Annotated in this window: 18 protein-coding genes; 17 read left to right on the top strand and 1 reads right to left on the bottom strand. The window is 41.1% G+C overall.

The genetic code is table 11. From position 1 onward, the window contains the following. Positions 1-152 precede the first annotated feature (152 nt). Positions 153-773 carry a thymidine kinase gene (locus VBD025_RS05755; RefSeq protein ID WP_430790166.1) on the top strand — a complete coding sequence of 207 codons (621 nt, stop codon included), beginning with the start codon at positions 153-155 and terminating at the stop codon, positions 771-773. Positions 774-840: 67 nt separating this feature from the next. Here VBD025_RS05755 and VBD025_RS05760 read toward each other — a convergent pair whose 3' ends face one another. After that, complete coding sequence (locus VBD025_RS05760) at positions 841-2,622, bottom strand: ABC transporter permease subunit (RefSeq protein WP_430790168.1); 1,782 nt, start codon at positions 2,620-2,622, stop codon at positions 841-843. Between the two features lie 486 nt (positions 2,623-3,108). Here VBD025_RS05760 and VBD025_RS05765 point away from each other — a divergent pair, with 486 nt between their 5' ends. From VBD025_RS05765 to atpB, 16 genes are all read left to right on the top strand, one after another. Further along, a complete protein-coding gene (locus tag VBD025_RS05765; protein WP_430790169.1) occupies positions 3,109-4,686 on the top strand; it encodes an FMN-binding glutamate synthase family protein in 1,578 nt (525 codons plus the stop codon). A 78-nt stretch (positions 4,687-4,764) separates the two neighbouring features. Continuing rightward, positions 4,765-5,835, top strand: coding sequence for a peptide chain release factor 1 (prfA, locus tag VBD025_RS05770; RefSeq protein ID WP_430790171.1), 1,071 nt, complete (start codon positions 4,765-4,767; stop codon positions 5,833-5,835). Between the two features lies 1 nt (position 5,836). Beyond that, positions 5,837-6,676 (top strand): peptide chain release factor N(5)-glutamine methyltransferase, encoded by an 840-nt coding sequence (gene prmC / locus VBD025_RS05775; RefSeq protein ID WP_430790173.1) that lies wholly within the window; start codon positions 5,837-5,839, stop codon positions 6,674-6,676. 986 nt (positions 6,677-7,662) lie between these two features. Next, entirely contained in the window at positions 7,663-8,271 is a 609-nt protein-coding gene (spoIIR, locus tag VBD025_RS05780) for a stage II sporulation protein R (protein ID WP_430790175.1), read from the top strand. Positions 8,272-8,336: 65 nt separating this feature from the next. Continuing rightward, positions 8,337-8,738, top strand: coding sequence for a hypothetical protein (locus VBD025_RS05785; RefSeq protein ID WP_430790177.1), 402 nt, complete (start codon positions 8,337-8,339; stop codon positions 8,736-8,738). 133 nt (positions 8,739-8,871) lie between these two features. Next, positions 8,872-9,903, top strand: a complete 1,032-nt coding sequence (locus VBD025_RS05790; protein WP_430790179.1) for an L-threonylcarbamoyladenylate synthase — start codon at positions 8,872-8,874, stop codon at positions 9,901-9,903. Positions 9,904-10,051: 148 nt separating this feature from the next. Beyond that, positions 10,052-10,606, top strand: coding sequence for a manganese efflux pump MntP family protein (locus VBD025_RS05795; protein WP_430790181.1), 555 nt, complete (start codon positions 10,052-10,054; stop codon positions 10,604-10,606). Positions 10,607-10,774: 168 nt separating this feature from the next. Continuing rightward, positions 10,775-11,380, top strand: coding sequence for a low molecular weight protein arginine phosphatase (locus tag VBD025_RS05800; RefSeq protein WP_430790183.1), 606 nt, complete (start codon positions 10,775-10,777; stop codon positions 11,378-11,380). A gap of 52 nt (positions 11,381-11,432) precedes the next feature. Then, complete coding sequence (rpiB, locus tag VBD025_RS05805) at positions 11,433-11,873, top strand: ribose 5-phosphate isomerase B (protein ID WP_430790185.1); 441 nt, start codon at positions 11,433-11,435, stop codon at positions 11,871-11,873. 78 nt (positions 11,874-11,951) lie between these two features. Then, on the top strand, positions 11,952-12,527 hold the full coding sequence (locus VBD025_RS05810) for a TIGR01440 family protein (RefSeq protein WP_430790187.1): 576 nt from the start codon (positions 11,952-11,954) through the stop codon (positions 12,525-12,527). 15 nt (positions 12,528-12,542) lie between these two features. After that, positions 12,543-13,778, top strand: a complete 1,236-nt coding sequence (glyA, locus tag VBD025_RS05815; RefSeq protein WP_430790189.1) for a serine hydroxymethyltransferase — start codon at positions 12,543-12,545, stop codon at positions 13,776-13,778. A 266-nt stretch (positions 13,779-14,044) separates the two neighbouring features. After that, positions 14,045-14,674: a uracil phosphoribosyltransferase gene (gene upp / locus VBD025_RS05820; RefSeq protein WP_430790191.1), complete on the top strand. Its 630-nt coding sequence runs from the start codon at positions 14,045-14,047 to the stop codon at positions 14,672-14,674. Positions 14,675-14,693: 19 nt separating this feature from the next. Continuing rightward, positions 14,694-15,809, top strand: coding sequence for a non-hydrolyzing UDP-N-acetylglucosamine 2-epimerase (wecB, locus tag VBD025_RS05825; RefSeq protein WP_430790193.1), 1,116 nt, complete (start codon positions 14,694-14,696; stop codon positions 15,807-15,809). 325 nt (positions 15,810-16,134) lie between these two features. Further along, positions 16,135-18,327 (top strand): S8 family serine peptidase, encoded by a 2,193-nt coding sequence (locus tag VBD025_RS05830; RefSeq protein WP_430790195.1) that lies wholly within the window; start codon positions 16,135-16,137, stop codon positions 18,325-18,327. Positions 18,328-18,804: 477 nt separating this feature from the next. Next, the gene (locus VBD025_RS05835) at positions 18,805-19,173 is read left to right on the top strand and encodes an ATP synthase subunit I (protein WP_430790197.1); all 369 of its coding nucleotides are present in this window, start codon (positions 18,805-18,807) and stop codon (positions 19,171-19,173) included. Between the two features lie 23 nt (positions 19,174-19,196). Further along, positions 19,197-19,919 carry a F0F1 ATP synthase subunit A gene (atpB, locus tag VBD025_RS05840; RefSeq protein WP_430790199.1) on the top strand — a complete coding sequence of 241 codons (723 nt, stop codon included), beginning with the start codon at positions 19,197-19,199 and terminating at the stop codon, positions 19,917-19,919. Positions 19,920-19,924 lie beyond the last annotated feature (5 nt).

The following is a 19,924-nucleotide window of genomic DNA, read 5'->3' on the forward strand; positions in this document are numbered from 1 at the left end:
GGATAAACATTGGTGTTCGCGCACGAAGACGCAGCGAATGCCGAATTTTTTCTGAGCAAAATTCAAAAATAAGCTATAATTACCACAACATAAATTGACAATTAGTGATAAAATATAACAAGAAGAAATGCCCTGTGAAAGGAGAACGTCTGATGTACGTAATGAAACAAAGTGGTTGGGTGGAAGTAATATGCGGAAGCATGTTTTCTGGTAAATCTGAGGAATTAATTCGCCGGGTTCGCCGTGCTACATATGGTAATTTATCTGTACGTGTATTCAAACCTGCACTGGACAATCGTTATGCTGAGGATTCCGTGGTTTCTCATAATGGTACTTCCACTATTGCCCGGCCGGTTAATAATTCTCAAGAAATTCTTGAAAATATTGACGAAAGCGTAGATATTGTAGGTATTGATGAAGTGCAATTTTTTGACGAAAGCGTTGTTGAAGTTGCAGATGAACTTGCAAATAAAGGGATCCGTGTAATAATTGCCGGACTTGATACTGATTTTCGAGGAGAACCATTCGGCCCGATGCCAAAATTGATGGCGCAATGTGAATCCGTGTCAAAACTGAACGCTATTTGTCCAGTATGTGGATCTCCAGCAAGCCGCACCCAGCGTTTAATTAACGGAAAACCAGCTTCCTATGACGACCCAATTATTTTAGTTGGTGCATCAGAGTCATACGAACCAAGATGTCGTCACCACCATGAGGTGCCGAAGAAACCAACCAATCCCATTTTAAAAACACTATCAAAGTTAGTAAAATAATATAAATAGAGCAGAAAAGAGTGCAGCGCGCACTCTTTTTTTAAAATACCAAAACGTATCAGCCATATCATAAATTCTTTCTTTTTATCATCTCAAAATCACTCGCTGCAGGTTCGTACACGTTAACATTTTCCTTGATGTTTCGAAATTTTTTCTTCTGAAATTTATACAACACACCAACCTTCACCTGCTGGATTTCCTTGATTCCTTTTATAATGAATTGCATCGCAAATATGCTTAAGACGAATGCTAGAAGCGGGAACACGAGCAGCCACAACTGTACGTCTCCACCTTCCAGTTCGTTTTTTGCCCCACCGAGTAACCCGGACCATTCATTTGTTACGGATTGATCGGGGCCATCGTCAACCATTATTGTTCCTCCAAAGTAATATTCAAGTACCCCTAAATGAATGAGAACGTAAAGCACTGAAATAAATTGCTGACCAAAAAGTATGGCTAGTCTTGGACCAATATGGGGAAAAATGTGTCGTCGCAAGATATGCAGTCTGCTGCCACCTAATACCATTGCACTCATAATAAATTCATTTTGCAGCACGTGTTTGATATCTTTGCCAACTGCCACTGTAGTTAAGGGTATGACGAGTATCGTTAAGATGAATATTTCTAGAATAATACGTTGCGTGAAGGAATAGTCAAAACCATGTATACTGCCCAGTAAAATAGGACGAAGCAGTATATATGCAATTAACGTGAGAGGCAGAAAGTGTATCGAATCCACCAGATTTTCTAGAAACCTCTGAATCTTAATCTTTATTGTAAAGACATATAGGATACCTCCCAATAATCCTGTTAATACTCTGAGCAGTGCAATTAACAGGCTGAATATAAGTGTATATTTTGCCCCAATGATAAGCTGATCCAAGAAATCATAACCATGCTCATCGGAACCAATGAAAAACGGTTCTCCGGGTGGGTGAGGTGGTGTGCTTTTAATAGTAGAGCCATCCTCTTCGTAAATAATTGTCCTTCTGTCAACGTGGTTATCTGTCGTTACGGAATATGTAACACTAATTGTAATTACGATAATAAAGAATAAGCTGCCAATCGCAAATTTTATGTTTTTCATATGTGTTCCAAATATTTTCAGCAGATTCGTTACAGGTTTCCACGGTTTAACTTTTTTCCAGTTACTATATTTTAAATTATTGAACCAACCTTTCATTGAGATAAGCGATGTAAACGATTTTCTGCTCGTAAACGTTACAATTTCACTATGTGCAGGACTATCGTATAACCACATATCCATCAATTGGAAAAATAAAAAGAACGGGGTGAATATCATAATTAATGCCACTGCAATTGTCATTGGTGTGAAACTATCAATAATAGCAAATGATATTCCTTTTACATTGAATAAATACTCAATCACAAATTGGCTTGATAAGGTTGCCCAAATAATAATCTTAGCATGCGGCAATATGGTAACTAGAACGTTTTTGCTTATGTGACGTGAAAGAATTCCAAACTTATGTATACCTTTACTTTTTAAAAAAACTGCATAATCCTTAAGAAACTCTTCATCAATTCTAAACAGCAAGATTTTAAATAACGAGATAGCAGGTAAAATAGCTAACGCAACTATCGGTGCAAACAAAACTTTTTCATCCATATATCCTGCTACTCTGAAAAGATCTACACCCCACGCTTTATATGCATATATAGTGAGCGCTTGAAGCAACACGGCAATTATGACATCTGGAATGGACTCCAAAAAGTCTAACAACTGTTTTAGTCCTTTTGATAAATAGTTTGGTAAAAAAACAGCTACAAATGATAGCAAAATTGCGATTAAGAATCCAAGCGAGACTGCTCCCATAAATATTTGCATGGAGTAAATAAACGAATCCCAAAGTTTTTCGAAAAGTGGCATCTCACCTATAAGGGTAGTTTCCCGATAGCGTGTAGGGGTACTGAAAACACGGAAATACCAAGAGTCCCTCTGAAATAGGCTGGTAAAAAAGGTTCCTAAGTAATCAAAGTAACGTAATGGGTTGGATAACCCTTCTTTCGCAAAAAAGTTTGGAAAAACACTGATGCAACAGATTCCGATGATTCCCATAAGATAAAAAATTAAAATTTTAATTACCTTCATATGCACACCTAACTTTCTAAAAATGAAAAAACTGTCTGCCGTATTTGTATCTTAATTACTATTATAGTAATATTCAGTAAATAAAGTCTACTATTAAATAACTAATTTTACCAGTAGATTTGAGTAAAATAACCATTGGCACACGTTTTCCGACGCATAGTTTTTCCTCGATTGAACCATCCTAACTTTAATTCGTATTACGTATGAAAGGTAGGATGAAAAATGAATATTGCTGATGTCTTTACGATAATTGGTTTTGTAACAGCGGCCGTAATCATCGGTTCGCTATTATTAATTTATATATATATTTATTTTGTTGACCGCACACAAAAACAGCATCCGGTCCTCCGTAATTACCCTGTTGTGGGCAGAGCCCGTTATTTTTTTGAAAAAATCGGACCGGAGCTGCGACAATATTTTTTTAACAATGACAACGAAGGAAAACCTTTCTCAAGAAGAGATTATCAGCACATCGTGAAGAAAGCCAAGTATAAACGGGATGTGTTTGGATTTGGTTCGCAGCGTGATTTTGAGGCACCAGGATTTTTTGTTCGAAATTCTATGTTTCCAAAACTTACGGAGGAACTAAAAATGGATATGGCGACGAAGGTAACCACTAACCGTTATCTATTGTTAAAAGATCCCCTGTTTACGGAAAGAAAAGAACGTGTGGAGCAGCATGAATCAAGTTCCTATTTGTTGAATGAAGCAGATACAATTGTTATCGGTCCCGATACGCGGAATCCGTTCAGACTGAGAGGCCAAATTGGAATGTCGGCAATGAGCTATGGTTCGCTCGGTGATCGTGCCATCACGGCGCTCTCTGAAGGACTGGGAATTGCTACAGGTACATGGATGAATACTGGAGAAGGTGGACTATCGGATTATCATCTTAAAGGTGGCGTGGACCTTATTATGCAGATTGGTCCAGGATTATTTGGTGTCCGCAAGCCTGATGGCAGTTTTGATTGGGATGAGTTGCTTGAAAAAAGCAAGATTCCGGAGATAAAAGCGTTTGAAGTTAAGCTGGCACAAGGTGCGAAAACTCGTGGTGGTCATGTGGACGCTGAAAAAGTTACCGAAGAAATTGCCAGGATTCGAAGAGTGGAGCCGTTTACATCAATTAACAGCCCTAACAGATTTACTGATTTTGGTGATATTCCATCGTTGTTTGGCTTTATCGAACGCATTCGGGAAGTTAGCGGAAAACCTGTGGGGATGAAAATTGTAATAGGAAGTAATCAAGAAGCAGAAGAACTGGCAAAACAAATTCGTGATCTTAATCAGAGTCCTGATTTTATTACTGTTGACGGTGGTGAGGGGGGTACAGGTGCATCCTACCAGGAACTTACGGATAGTGTAGGATTACCAATAAAATCGGCGCTTCCACTAGTCCATCAGGCACTGATCAAGTATGGGGTAAGAGATCGGGTGAAAATTATCGCGTCCGGAAAGTTATTTTCCCCGGACAGAGTGGCGATTGCTTTGGGGATGGGGGCAGATTTAGTTAATATTGCACGAGCATTTATGTTCACCGTTGGCTGTATTCAAACGCTGAAGTGTGAGTCAAACGTGTGTCCAGTGGGTGTAGCGACAACAGATCCTGAGCTTCAAAAAGCGCTTGTTATAGACGAAAAAAAATGGCGTGTAGCCAACTATGTCATAACGATGCGGAAAGGATTATTTCGAATTTCTGCCGCAGCAGGTCTTGAGTCGCCTGTACATTTCGCCTCCGAGCATATCGTATACAAAGATGAACGAGGGAATACCTGGACGTTAGATAAAGGAAATTCCTTATAGCGTATAAATAAAGTCACCTTTGACCTACATCAATTCGTATACTATAATTATACTGTTAATGAGAAAGAGGTGGCCGGATTGTTACATCGCATGCAATCATTAGAAGATCGATATGACAAATTAAATCAAATGCTTAGTGATCCTGAAGTGATCAATGATACTGCCAAATTACGTGAATATTCCAAGGAACAATCTGGACTTGAAGATGTTATCCAGGTTTACCGTGAGTATAAGGATGTCCAGGAACAGTATGATGATGCTAAAGCAATGCTTGAAGATAAGCTTGACGATGAAATGCAAGCAATGGTTAAAGCAGAAATTTCGGAGCTGGCAGAAAAAAACGAACAATTAGAAGAAAAGATGAAGTTTCTATTGCTGCCGAAAGATCCAAATGACGAGAAAAACGTTATTATGGAGGTGCGTGGCGCAGCTGGTGGAGATGAGGCAGCATTATTCGCCGGTGATTTATATCGCATGTACGCTCGATACGCCGAGGCTCAAGGATGGAAAACCGAAGTTATTGAAGCAAGCTCCACTGGAGTTGGCGGATACAAAGAGATTATTTTTATGGTCAGTGGTAAGGGTGCATATTCAAAGCTTAAATACGAAAATGGTGCCCATCGAGTTCAGCGCGTTCCAGAAACGGAATCTGGCGGAAGAATTCATACATCAACTGCTACCGTAGCGGTTTTACCGGAGACGGAAGAGGTCGAGGTAGAAATTCATGAAAATGACATTCGTGTGGATACATTCGCATCAAGTGGACCTGGCGGACAAAGTGTTAACACAACTATGTCTGCAGTTCGTCTCACACACGTTCCAACCGGTGTCGTGGTTTCTTGCCAAGACGGTAAATCACAAATTAAAAATAAAGAAAAAGCAATGACAGTTTTACGCGCACGTGTGTATGACAAATTTCAGCGTGAAGTGCAGGCTGAATACGATGAGACTAGAAAATCGGCAGTCGGTACGGGCGATCGTTCTGAACGAATTCGTACGTATAATTTTCCGCAAAACCGCGTGTCCGATCATCGAATTAACTTAACCATCCAAAAGCTTGATCAGATTTTAACAGGTAAATTGGATGAGTTTGTAGAGGCATTACAAATGGAAGAACAAACGAAAAAATTAGAGCAAATCGGTGAATAACATGGATAAACCAATGAAACAGTATGAAGTCCTCAAGTGGGCTTCTCTTTTTTTAGGAAAACATCATAGAGAAGAAAGGCTCGGGGAAATTCTGCTGCAGCATTATCTTCAGTTATCCAGATCCAGTTTTTATGCAAACATGCGAGAAAATGTTCCGGAAGAAACTGTGGATAAGTTTAAAGCGTCGGTAAAGCTTCATGCTGAGACTGGTATCCCGGTCCAGCATATTACGGGAACGGAAACGTTTTATGGAAGAGATTTTAGTGTGAATGAACATGTGCTTATCCCAAGGCCAGAAACAGAAGAGCTAATTGAGCATGTCCTGCAAACTGCACGCGGCAAAGAAACGATTGTTGATATTGGAACCGGGAGCGGTATTATTGCGATAACATTGGCTCTTGAACTTCCTGATGCACAGGTGTATGCAACGGATATTTCATCAGTGGCGCTTGAAACAGCCAAAAGAAATGCCGAAAAGTTACACGCCGATGTTACCTTTTTAGAAGGTGATTTTCTGCAGCCGGTTATCGAGCAGTCAATTGATGCAGATATTCTCGTTTCCAACCCACCTTACATAGCTATGAGTGATACGGAGACCTTATCTGATACAGTTAAAAATTATGATCCGCACCTAGCTTTGTTTGCCGAGGAAAATGGGTTGGCAGCGTATAAAAAAATTATTAAAACGATCCCTCGGTCGGTGAAGCGCGTCGTTTTTGAAATAGGATATGAACAGGGAAGTCTGGTTAGCGATTTAATTACTGCTAGTTATCCAGAAGCTGCAGTGAAGGTAATAAAAGATATAAATGGACACGATAGGATTGTTTCGGCGACTCTTTAAATTATTTAAGTGGATAAGCTTTTTTAGTTTGTAGGGAAACTCCAAGTTGATTCGAAAATTTTCATTAAGTGGAATAAAAACCTTGAGACTCTAGAAGAAGTAAGAAGAGTAAAGCGAAAAGGTACATGTGGATTGTAATAAGTGAATCTGCAAACGCATCTTTGAATATACGGAGCGCACCTTAGGGCGAGTGTTGAGCCTCCTTGGACTGCGTCCTTCGGGGTCTCACCGATCTCTTACTTCCCGCAGGATAAGGAAGGCTTCCCTGAAAAGGCATCGCACGAAGAAAAAGTGCTTTTCTTTTTCGAGGAGTCTACGTATATTCAAAGATGCTAAGTAAGGGTGAAAGGATAAATTTGTAATATCCACCACTTTTCCAGCGGCCACAAGAACGTATGATTTGTGGCCTCGCATTATGAGATTTTTAGACTCTGAAAAAGTTATAGATTTAAAAACATCTTTTCACCGTAACCTAGAATGATTTTCGACATAATGAGACTCCTACAGGAACCACGCAAGGCAACTGAAAAAGTGGTAGATTTTAAAGAGTTTATTATTCCACCATAACCAAGCATCTCGAATATACGAGACTCCTGCGGGAACAGCACGAGTCTGAAGGCCCCGCAGAGTGGGTTTCTCGAGGAGACTGAAGCCGTGCCCTAAGGTGCGCAAAGTATATACGACGATGCGATCGTAGATCCAATTCATTTTGTAACACATGTAACTTTTTCAGTGGCTACGAGCGGTACGGGACTGAAGTCGTATCCTAAGGTGTATTAAGTTATATTTGAAGATACGATGATTGATCCACTTATTTCATATTATGTTTAATTTTTTTCAGCTGTGGATTTCTCTACAAGTTCTAAAGACTTATCTATGTGGATAAGTCTTCTTTTGTGTGGTTAACTTTTTTAGTAGTTTACTAGTTTAAAATGTTCGGGGTCCGCCCATACTGTTAAAAACAAACATATGAGGAGGAACGAACAATGAAAAAGATTTTATTTTTTGCACTTATATTTTTTATAATATATTTATCCCTGCCATTGAATGGAGCAAGTAAACCAACAGAAGATAAAATGGGTTATCAGGTAATTCCGGATGAGGCTATACGCTTACGGATTCTTGCAAATAGCGATGCTGAACGGGATCAAAAGGTGAAACGTGCTGTGCGGGATGAGGTAAATAAAAGCATCTCGAAATGGGTGAAAGATATTGCAGATATAAACGAGGCGCGAAAGGTTATTCAGGCAAAGATTCCAGAAATAAAAGGAATTGTAGCTGATACATTGAAAGAAAAGGGAGAGGACAGAGAATTTGAAGTAAGATACGGACCAAATGTTACATTTCCAGCAAAACTCTATGGCACATTTCTTTATCCGGCAGGCGAATACGAAGCTGTTTTAATTACACTTGGGGAAGGAAAAGGAGCGAATTGGTGGTGTGTCCTGTTTCCTCCATTATGTTTTCTTGATTTTGCCAACGGAACTTCTGTAGCAAGTGTACAAGCGAGCGAAACCGAAACAGAAACTAGTAAAAAAGAAGAAAAACCTGTTGAAACTAAGTTTTTTCTATTTGAATGGCTAGGCTTGTCATAATGCCAGTTCACAGCGCATAACATAGTTTTAATAAGTGAAACTATTAAAATGAAGAGGTGAAACAAATGGAATTGATTCTAGCAAAAAATGCATCACATGCAAGATTAGACCATTTTTTAGCAAATAATCAGGATGTGGACAAGTCACTTCTAATTGAAAAAGGTTATGTAGTTCAGTTTAACGAACAAATTGAAGGGTGTTTTGTTTTACAGGAGATGGAACAAGGTGTGCATTGGCTGAAGAAGCTTCATGTTACAAAGCAGGCTGCCCATAGTCTTCCAGTAATTATTGAAGCGATCTTAACAATCGCGAAAAAAAACGAAGCTACATGTGTATATGTTCATAGTAAACAGCCGCTCGTGGATATCTTATTAGAATCGCTGCAATTTCGACCTAAAAATAATGAAAATCCAGCTAATATACCGGTATGCAGTAATGGAAACTGGTGGAGATACGAGGTATCCTAGTTACTATCAACAAGAGTTGTTAACAATGTGTGCATAACCTGGGGATAAATTCCAACTTATACACATTTATGAACTTGCTTTTGCGAAAACTTCTATCTTCGTCTAAAATAAGTGATAGAAGAGAGGTGCAACGATGACCCATACAGTTCGATGGAATTTACCCAGCGATGAAAAAATAAATAATCAGGAAATAATAGAAGCAGCACGATTCCTTCGCGACGGGATGACTGTTGCTTTTCCAACTGAAACTGTTTACGGACTAGGCGCTGATGCGACAAAAGAAGAAGCGGTCGCAAAAATTTTTGCAGCAAAGGGACGCCCTGCGGATAATCCGTTAATTGCGCACGTAGCTTGCAAAGCTCAGTTATTGGATCTTGTGGATAACCTGCCTCATGCAGCTGAAAAAATAATTGACGCGTTTACTCCAGGACCGATTACATTTGTTTTGCCCAGCAATGGAACGTGCGCGAAAAATGTAACGGCTGGATTATCCACAATTGCCATACGAATTCCAGATCATCCAATTGCATTGCAGCTGTTAAAGGAAGTTAACCTGCCGATTGCAGCACCGAGCGCTAATCTATCCGGGAAGCCAAGTCCCACAACGGCTGACCATGTATGGATGGACCTGAACGGAAAAATTAACGGATTAATAGATGGTGGTCCTACAGGAGTTGGGCTGGAGTCCACGGTTGTGGATTGTACTGCTGCGATTCCAATTATCCTGCGTCCAGGTGGGATTACGAAGGAACAACTGGAAGAAGTTGCTGGACAAGTTCTGGTGGACGTTGCCTCAGACAATGAATCAGAGAAACCGAGATCGCCGGGTATGAAGTATACGCATTACGCGCCAGAAGCCCCACTATGGCTTGTGGAAGGAAATGTGGATAAAATTCAACTAATGATTGATAAGTCACAGATGGATGGTAAAAAGGTCGGGGTCATGGCGAGTGACGAAACTGTCCATGGGCTAAGGGCGGAGCAAATCATCCGGCTGGGGAGCCAAGACAATTTAACTGAAATTGCCAATAACCTTTACGATGCACTGCGGTCATTTAAGACTTCAGATGTTGATCTGATAATCTGCGAAGCGTTTCCGGAGGAAGGAATCGGCCAAGCCATTATGAACCGTCTCCAAAAAGCAGCAACCAAATACGTACGATAGTACAGGATAGATAGAGCTGGAGTTCTGAATTAGCAGAACTTCAGTTTTTTTATTCGACAAAAACCGGGGCGTACCTGGTACATTTCCCATCATATTCCTTTTCGGACTAGCATACATTTTTATGGACGAGTCTCGAGGAGGATGGTTAATGGTTCAGGAACATGTTGGGGAAATTGTTTCTTTGTTATTTATGGCATTTGCTCTCGGTATGGATGCCTTTTCTGTAAGTTTAGGTATGGGGATGCAGCTGATCCGTTTAAAACGAATTGCCTTTATTGGAATTGTCATCGGTGTTTTTCATATAATCATGCCGTTTATCGGAATTATGCTGGGAAAGGCGATCTCCGGCCAAATTGGCGATGTGACTGTTTTTATTGGTAGTTTATTGTTAATTGTTATTGGTGCTCAGATGTTTTTTTCTTCTTTCAATCACGAAGCGAAAAAAATTATTCAGCCAACCGGATTTGGACTTATCCTATTCGCATTAAGTGTTAGCTTGGATAGTTTTTCAGTAGGACTTAGTCTTGGAATGTCAGGAGTTAAAACATTTATTGCATTACTTCTGTTTGGTGGAACAAGTATGGTTCTTACATGGGCTGGGATGATTGCAGGAAAGAAAGTACACGGAATTTTAGGCGTCTACAGCGAAATGCTTGGTGGCAGTATTCTATGCGTATTCGGCCTCATTCTGCTCTTTAACTAATACTTTTTTATTCGACATAATTCGGGGCGTACCTGGTACCGAATAGAACGCTTTCATTTTTTCTGACAGCAGACTTCCTTCTATGGTATAGTTTGTGGGGAGTCATTTTTTCGATTTGACTCTATTGGCTAGAGATTGACTGCACTATTTTACGGAGGTTACTTAGATATGAATATCTTGTTTATTTGTACAGGGAATACGTGTCGAAGTCCGATGGCCGAGGCTTTATTAACACATAAATTACCGCACTCGAATGTAAAGTCTGCGGGTATTTTTGCTGGAGAAGGTCAACAGGCAAATCAAACAGCGCTCGACGCACTTAAAGAAAAAAACATTACGCTCGACCATCGTTCGAAATCCGTTACGGACGAGCTACTTGATTGGGCAGATCTCATTTTAACGATGACCACCCAGCATAAACAATCACTTATCCTGCAACATCCTGATTTTCAGGATAAATATTTTACATTAAAAGAATATGTGTCAGATGAAGATAACGAAGTCTGGAAGAAATTGAAAACAGCTTATGCAAATTATGAAGATAAACGTTCCGCATTCATTCAGGAAAATAAAAATAAAATGAATCGCTTGGTGCTTGATCAGCAATTAACATCGAAATTAAACGAGGAAGTACAGGAAATTCAGGAACTTGAAGCAATTTTAATCAGTTATGATATTTCGGATCCATTTGGCGGAAGTATGAACGTATACCAGCAAACATTGAACGAACTGGAAACGTATATCGATCAGCTGGTTAAAAAAATCGAAAAATAATTCTAAATGGTGCATAATAGATGTAGAAGAAATCATGGATAGGAGAGATAACATGAAAGTAATTTTAACAGCAGACCATGCAGGAATGACCATTCGAAAGGAAGTAATCGACCTCCTGAACGAATTGGAAATAGAATATGAGGATACAGGCTGTGACTGTACGAGTTCCGTTGACTATCCGGATTTTGCGTTACCAGCTGCAGAACGTGTGGCTAATGGTGAATTTGACCGGGGAATTTTCATATGCGGCACCGGAATTGGCATGTCTATAGCGGCAAATAAAGTTGCAGGCATCAGATGTGCACTTGTACACGATATGTACAGTGCAAAGTTAACTCGACAGCATAATGATTCGAACGTCCTTGCGATGGGCGAGCGGGTTATTGGAGCAGGTCCGGCACGTGAAATTGCCAAAATATGGCTTGAGACCGAGTTTGATGGTGGACGTCATGCTAACCGAATTGGTAAAGTTTCAGCTTACGAAGAAAAATAATGCTATGAAATAAGTTCGCTCTGTCCGTACGTGGCCGATATCGATATTATTTCATACGATTAGGATGGGTGATTGCTTGTGAACGAGTTACAGCAGCAGGTTGAAAACAACATAGGCGCATTAGTCAGTGAATGGATTGCGCGCAATGAACTAACACCCGGTACTTTTTTCGTAGTTGGCTGCTCGACGAGCGAAATCGCTGGTGAACATATAGGGTCAGCCGGGAGCGAGGAATTGGCTGCCGTTATTTTTGCCGGTTTGAGAAACCTTAGCAAATCAACGAATGTGAATCTTGCTTTCCAGTGCTGTGAACATTTAAACCGGTCCCTCGTCATCGAGCGTGAGGCTTTTGATGCTCATTCGCATGAAGAGGTATCCGCAATTCCGGCACGGCGCGCAGGCGGAGCGATGGCAACCTATGCATTTAAGCATATGGATAACCCGGTACTCATTGAAAATATTCAAGCAGACGCTGGTATAGACATTGGCGATACCATGATCGGCATGCATCTGAAGCATGTTGCGATTCCGCTTCGTTTTTCACAAAAAATGATCGGAAAAGCTCGTGTCACTGGTGCGAAAACACGTCCCAAGCTTATTGGCGGCGAACGAGCGGTTTACACCAATACTAGCGATAATAAAAGCTGTAAATAATAGGAGGAACTACATATGGAACACGTAAAACAATCAGATTTGGAATTATATCAGGCAATTCAAAATGAAAAGGATCGTCAGCATGACAAAATAGAACTAATTGCATCGGAAAACTTTGTTTCAGAAGCGGTAATGGAAGCAATGGGGTCAGTTTTAACTAACAAATATGCAGAAGGCTATCCAGGCAAGCGCTATTATGGAGGCTGTGAGCATGTCGATGTAGTGGAAAACCTGGCACGTGATCGCGCGAAGCAATTATTCGGCGCAGAGCACGCGAACGTTCAGCCACACTCTGGGGCTCAGGCGAATATGGCTGTGTATTTCACCGTTCTTAAACCTGGCGATACAGTGCTTGGAATGAATTTAAATCACGGTGGCCACTTAACGCATGGCAGTCCTGTGAATTTCAGTGGATCATTGTACAATTTTGTTGATTATGGAGTAGAAAAAGAAACCGAACAGCTTGATTACGATGTTGTGTTAAAAACGGCACAGGAAGTACAGCCGAAGCTGATTGTTGCGGGCGCTAGTGCATATTCCCGTCAGATTGATTTTGCTAAATTCCGTGAGATTGCCGACGCGGTTGGCGCGTATTTAATGGTCGACATGGCGCATATCGCTGGGCTGGTTGCTACTGGACTTCATCAAAATCCGGTTGAGCATGCACATTTCGTAACAACAACCACACACAAGACGTTGCGTGGACCACGTGGCGGTATGATTTTATGTAAAGAGGAATTTGCGAAAAAGATTGATAAATCCGTGTTCCCTGGCATGCAGGGTGGTCCATTGATGCACGTGATCGCAGCGAAAGCTACTTCCTTTAAAGAAGCGTTGACCGATGAATTTAAAACATATTCCAAACAGGTTATTGAAAATGCTAAATCGTTAAGCGATGCGTTGCAAAAAGAAGGAATCCGGATTGTGTCGGGCGGTACAGATAACCATCTGTTGTTACTAGACGTTAAAACACTTGGACTGACTGGCAAAATAGCAGAAAAAGTACTGGATGATATCGGAATCACAACAAATAAAAACACAATTCCATTTGATGTAGAAAGCCCATTTGTAACAAGTGGTATTCGAATTGGAACTGCTGCAGTTACATCGCGTGGATTTGGAAAAGAAGAAATGGAAGAGATAGCATCGATTATTTCGTTCACACTTAACAATCACGAAAACGAAGCTAAGCTTAAAGAAGCAGCCAATCGCGTATATACACTAACAAACAAACACCCACTATACGCATAACAAAAAGAGTGCTCCCAACATTTGGAGCACTTTTTTTTCGACAAAAACCGGGGTGTACCTGGTACAATTTCCAGTGAAGGTACCTGGTACATTCTCCAGTTTTTACCAGTTTGTTACAGGTCTACAACAAAAACCGACGATTACTTGAAAGCGTGTCGTTTTTTCAGTACAATTTTAAAGATGGAACAAAATCATATGGACCGTTTAGTGGAGCTACGGCTCAGAGAAAATAGACATGTAAGAAATTTGAAGGAGTGATTGATAAAATGGGTAAGGTACTTGTACTGGATCATCCGTTAATTCAGCATAAATTAACGTACATAAGGGATAAGAACACTGGAACAAAAGAATTTCGGGAACTTGTAGATGAAGTGGCAATGTTAATGGCTTTTGAGATCACTCGTGATCTTCCGCTATTAGACAAGACTATTGATACGCCGGTAATGGAGACTAGCACAAAGGTACTTGCAGGTAAGAAAATTGGTTTAATACCAATTCTACGTGCTGGACTAGGCATGTTAGATGGAATGTTAAAGTTAATTCCTGCTGCGCGCGTCGGACATGTTGGGTTATACCGTGATCCGGAAACACTGCAGCCTGTAGAATATTATGTAAAACTACCTTCTGATATAGAAGAACGTGAGCTTATTGTAATCGATCCAATGCTTGCAACTGGTGGCTCAGCATGTGACGCTATCGAGGCGCTTAAAAAACGTGGCGCGAAGCAAATTCGTTTCATGTGTCTGATTGCAGCACCAGAAGGAGTAGAAAAATTAAAAGAAGAGCATCCGGATGTAGATATTTATATTGCTGCACTTGATGAGAAACTTGATGAACATGCATATATTATCCCTGGACTTGGTGACGCAGGCGACCGTTTATACGGTACTAAATAATCGATGGAGTGACTAGTAAATGAGTAAACGAATAAAAGTCATGACGATTTTCGGTACAAGACCGGAAGCTATAAAAATGGCACCACTCGTACTTGAATTGAAAAAACGCAAGGAAGAGTTTGAACCAATCGTTACAGTTACAGCACAGCATCGTGAAATGCTGGACCAGGTGCTTGAGATATTTGATATCACGCCAGATTATGATCTGGATATTATGAAACAACGTCAGACGCTTGCGCAAATAACCACGCGAGCACTGGAAGGGTTAGACGATGTTATGCGGAAAATAGAGCCTGACATTGTGCTCGTACACGGGGATACAACGACGACTTTTGCTGCATCACTTGCTGCATATTACAACCAGATTGCGGTCGGACATGTAGAAGCGGGTCTTCGCACCTGGGATAAATATTCACCATATCCGGAAGAAATGAATCGTCAGCTGACCGGAACAATGGCTGATCTGCATTTTTCTCCAACAGAGAAATCAAAGCAGAATCTGCTCAATGAAAACAAACCGGAAGACCGTATTTTTGTAACAGGAAATACTGCAATCGATGCATTAAAAACAACTGTTGATGATGCATACGAAAGTCCGATTCTTGGCGAGCTTGGTGACAAACGTCTCGTTCTAATGACCGCACATCGTCGTGAGAATCTTGGAAACAACATGGAGCAAATGTTCCGCGCAATTAAGCGCCTTGTAGAGAAGCATGATGATGTTCAGGTGATCTACCCTGTTCATTTAAATCCAGTTGTCCAGGAAACGGCCGCAAAAATATTGGGGGATGACGATCGAATTAAGCTGATCGAACCGCTCGGTGTGGTCGATTTTCATAACTTCGCATCACGTGCCCACTTAATTTTGACTGACTCAGGCGGTGTTCAGGAAGAAGCACCATCACTTGGTGTGCCGGTATTAGTCCTCCGTGATACAACGGAGCGCCCGGAAGGAATCGACGCTGGAACGTTGAAACTGGCAGGAACAGATGAGGATACAATTTTTAACCTTGCTGATGAATTACTGTCAGACGAACAAGCGCATGAAAAAATGAGCAAAGCCTCCAATCCATATGGAGACGGAAAAGCATCAACCCGAATTGCAGATGCAATCACAACTTATTTTGCTAAATAAAACGAGTGCCGCCATTTTGGTGGCACTTTTTAATTTGTTTTTTAATACGTTTTGCCGTGGCGGAGAAGCACAGCATTGATAAAATTGCTCTCGCGATTGATAATTTTTTTCACGAGACCGATAAAAATTTACGCAAGACCGAAATAAAAAATATCGCGATTGATATCCGGAGATCCGAGATTGATACAGCCGCGCTCGGCATCGATACCGCCACACCACCGCACCGCACCATACCATCCCCTACAGACAGCATTATAAAATCCTTCCCACATGTATGGTTTTCCGCTTTTTTTCAAAAGATATACAAAAAAAGGGGGACTTTCATATGATGCGACTACTAATCAAGATTTTCATGATCACGGCACTCGTACTCACCAGCCAGTCTCAGTTTATCCATGCCGAGGAAAATCAGGAATTGAAAGAAACTGATGATGTTATCTCTGTCATCATTGAGGTGGAAGGTGATCCAAAAGAACGCGCGTCGTACATGGATACATATTTTCCGTACGTGGAGGTAGTTGCTGTTTTTGACAAGCTGTTCAATGGACTGGCATTGAAGTCCTCCCCTCGCAATTTGACGGAAATGGATTCGCTTGATTTTGTTAAGGCAGTTCATCCGATTACCGAATATGAAGCAATATCGTCCCGCAGCACAATTGATTCTCCAATCATGCCAAACAATATAAACGACACGTCTTACACTGGTGATGGGGTGAAAGTTGGGGTAATTGATACGGGGATAGACTACGAGCATCCGGACCTGGACGTTAATTACGTGGATGGATATGACTTGGTTGATCTTGACGAGGATCCGATGGAAACATTACAGGAGCAAGGTATTCCTACGTTACATGGTACGCATGTAGCTGGAATTATTGCAGCTGATGGAGAGTTTAAAGGCGTTGCTCCAGATGCTGAACTGTATGCGTATCGAGCGCTTGGGCCGGGTGGCAGTGGTACGTCAATTCAGGTTATTGCCGCAATGGAACAAGCGATAGATGATGGTGTTGATATAATCAATTTGTCGCTTGGGAATGCGGTGAACGGTCCTGACTTCCCGACGAGCGTTGCGGTAAATCGAGCGGTGGAGCTTGGCGTGGCAGTCGTCATCGCAAATGGAAATGCTGGTCCAGGAGATTGGACGGTAGGTTCGCCCGCGACTGCGACGAAAGCGATATCTGTCGGTGCCTCAACTTATCCGCAAAAAATTCCATATCTATACGAAACGCTCGCTGATAAGTCCATTCCAATCCAATCAATGGCTAGTTCGCCACCTTGGAGTTTTACAAAAGACTATCCGATCGCATCTATTAATGAAGAGAATCTTCGTGGGAAAATAGCAATTGTTGAACGGGGCAAAAAAATTCCATTCTACGAGAAGGCATTAAAAGCGCAGGAAAAAGGAGCGGAAGCAGTTCTAATCTATAACAACGAAAAAGGCAGCTTTAACGGGTCCGTTGATAACTTCCAGAACCCCGTTCAGATTCCGGTTGCATCTATTTCAAAAAGTGATGGGAAATGGTTAGCGGATAAACTTGCCGAAGGAACTTTTTACATGGAAACAAACTATCAGGAAGTCCCGACAACAATCGCATCCTTCAGCTCGCGCGGACCGGTAACAGTGAACTGGGATATTAAGCCGGACGTTGTTGCGCCAGGTGCCGGAATTTTAAGTACAGTTCCGGATGGTTACGCTGTTCTGCAAGGTACCAGCATGGCTGCTCCGCATGTCGCTGGCGCATTAGCTCTTGTAAAAGAGGCGCATCCAGCATGGTCTGCAGAACAACTTACAAATGCTCTGATAACGACAGCCCAAGTTCTGACGGACGCTGAAGATCACCCGCTAGATCCAATCCTGCAGGGTATGGGGCTGATTCAACCAAATGCAGCGGTTCTAACCGATACAATTATTCATGAGCCATTATTAGCATTCGGGAAGGTGGAAAGTCATCAGGAAACGAAGTCGGTAACATTCAATGTGGAAAACATGACTGATCAACCTCAAGAGTACTACTTCAACATACCGAACCAGGAAAAAGGGCTGAGGTGGCACATGCCAAACCAATTTACGGTACCTGCCAATGGCAAAAAATCTGTTACCATTAAGGTGAATGTCATTAAAGATTGGTTAGACAAAGGGATACATCAGGGATATCTCACGCTGAAAAGTGAAAGTACCACCTATCAGCTACCATATTTATTCTTGAATGAAACAGGCGATTATCAGAAAGCAATGGGGCTGGAATTTTCACTTAAACCATTTTCCGATGACACGTATGTTTATCGCATGTATGTTGCTGAGAAAGTTGAAAAAATAACAGTGGATTTGTACAATCCGGTTTCACTTCTTCATGAAAAGACTTTATTTCAAATGGAGGATCCAGTTGTCGGAATGAACGAAGGCTATTTGGATGCAAAAGAAGTGGATGTATCCGGTCAGTTTAAAGTACTTGTGACAGTGACGTTGAGCGATGGAACGTATGCTAGCTACGAGACAGAAATGGAATTGCCTGAATAAGTGAATTCGTTCACAAAACCGTCACTCAATTGACACTTTATTTCCTTTATACTAAGACTAGAGTGTCAGCAAAGGGGCAGCGTGTGAAACCGCAAAGATTGTCAAATTGGTCACACGCTGAAATCCTTTAAAAAGTGCGAGATACCGCTATTTTCTAATATTTTTTTTGTCTCGCAAACTAATTGACAACACTCAGTGGCTATTGTACACTTGCGTAGTGTAGAATGGTAAGGTTTTCATTATACTGCAATAAATATGTTTTTATGTCGAATTGACAATACATAGGTATAAGGAAATCTATTCTATAAATGTACTGATTTTTCTCATGTTTCAACAAATCTTTTGAAGCATCTGAGAGGAAATCAGATCAACCCGGACCATGAAATTGGTAGCAATCCGGGTGGTAAAAGCTCATCAACAGAACCTACTATTTAAAAGGTAGAATTCAGAGCTATCTTTGACGGGGGCAAATAAATCATGAAGCAATATGAAAATATGATAGCCCGTCAACGGATGTGGATGCTCTACCTTCTCGCATTTCTGGTACTTGGAGCGGGGTTCACCCCTTATCTTCGTATCTTCCTCGGACTTCTTTTAGGAACCGGAATTAGTTTTTATAATTTATGGATCCTGCAAAAGAAGATTTACGACTTTGGAGAAGCCGTAGTAAAAAAGCAATCCACAAAAAGCCTTGGCACTGTCTCGCGGTTTGCTGCCGTCGCATTAGCAGTAGTCATTGCACTTCGTTTCGAAGAATATTTTCACAGTGTTGCCGTAATAATTGGTTTAATGACATCCTATATCGTCATTATGATAGATTTTATGGTGTACAGATCTAAAGATTAGTGCGTGAGAGAGGGGTGAATAGCGTGGATCACACAGCACCGTTACAAGAAAATGTGTTAGGAATATCCTGGCTGGATTTTAACATGGCGAACGTCCTTATGATTGCAATTGCTTCATTAATTGTCTTCGTATTGAGTGTAATTGGAGCTAGAGGCTTGCAAATGAAGCCGACTGGTAAACAGAATTTCATGGAATGGATTATAGATTTCGTGAAAGGAATCATCAGTGACACGATGGACTGGAGAACAGGTAAAATCTTTTTGCCGCTTGGATTAACACTTATCACATACATTTTAGTAAGTAACTTAATGGGAGTAGCATTAATGGCAGTGTTCGGACATGAACTTTGGTGGAAATCGCCAACATCCGATCCTGGTATAACATTATCGCTAGCAGCAATGGTTATCCTGTTAACGCATTATTATGGTATCAAGGTAAAAGGTGTGAAGGAATATGGTAAAGATTACTTAAGACCATTTCCAGCATTGTTGCCGATCAAGATACTGGAAGAATTTTCAAACACGTTGACGCTCGGTCTTCGTCTGTTTGGTAACATTTTTGCCGGCGAGGTATTACTAGGTTTGCTGGCAACATTAACAGCATCCAGCGTTTTAGGATTCGTTGGTGGAGCAATTCCAATGTTGGCATGGCAAGGATTTAGTCTCTTCATTGGCGGAATACAAGCATTTATTTTTACAATGTTAACAATGGTTTACATGTCCCACAAAGTAAGTACCGACCATTAAGGTCA

This window comes from Virgibacillus flavescens (assembly GCF_050574275.1).
GTDB lineage: Bacteria > Bacillota > Bacilli > Bacillales > Amphibacillaceae > Virgibacillus_F > Virgibacillus_F flavescens.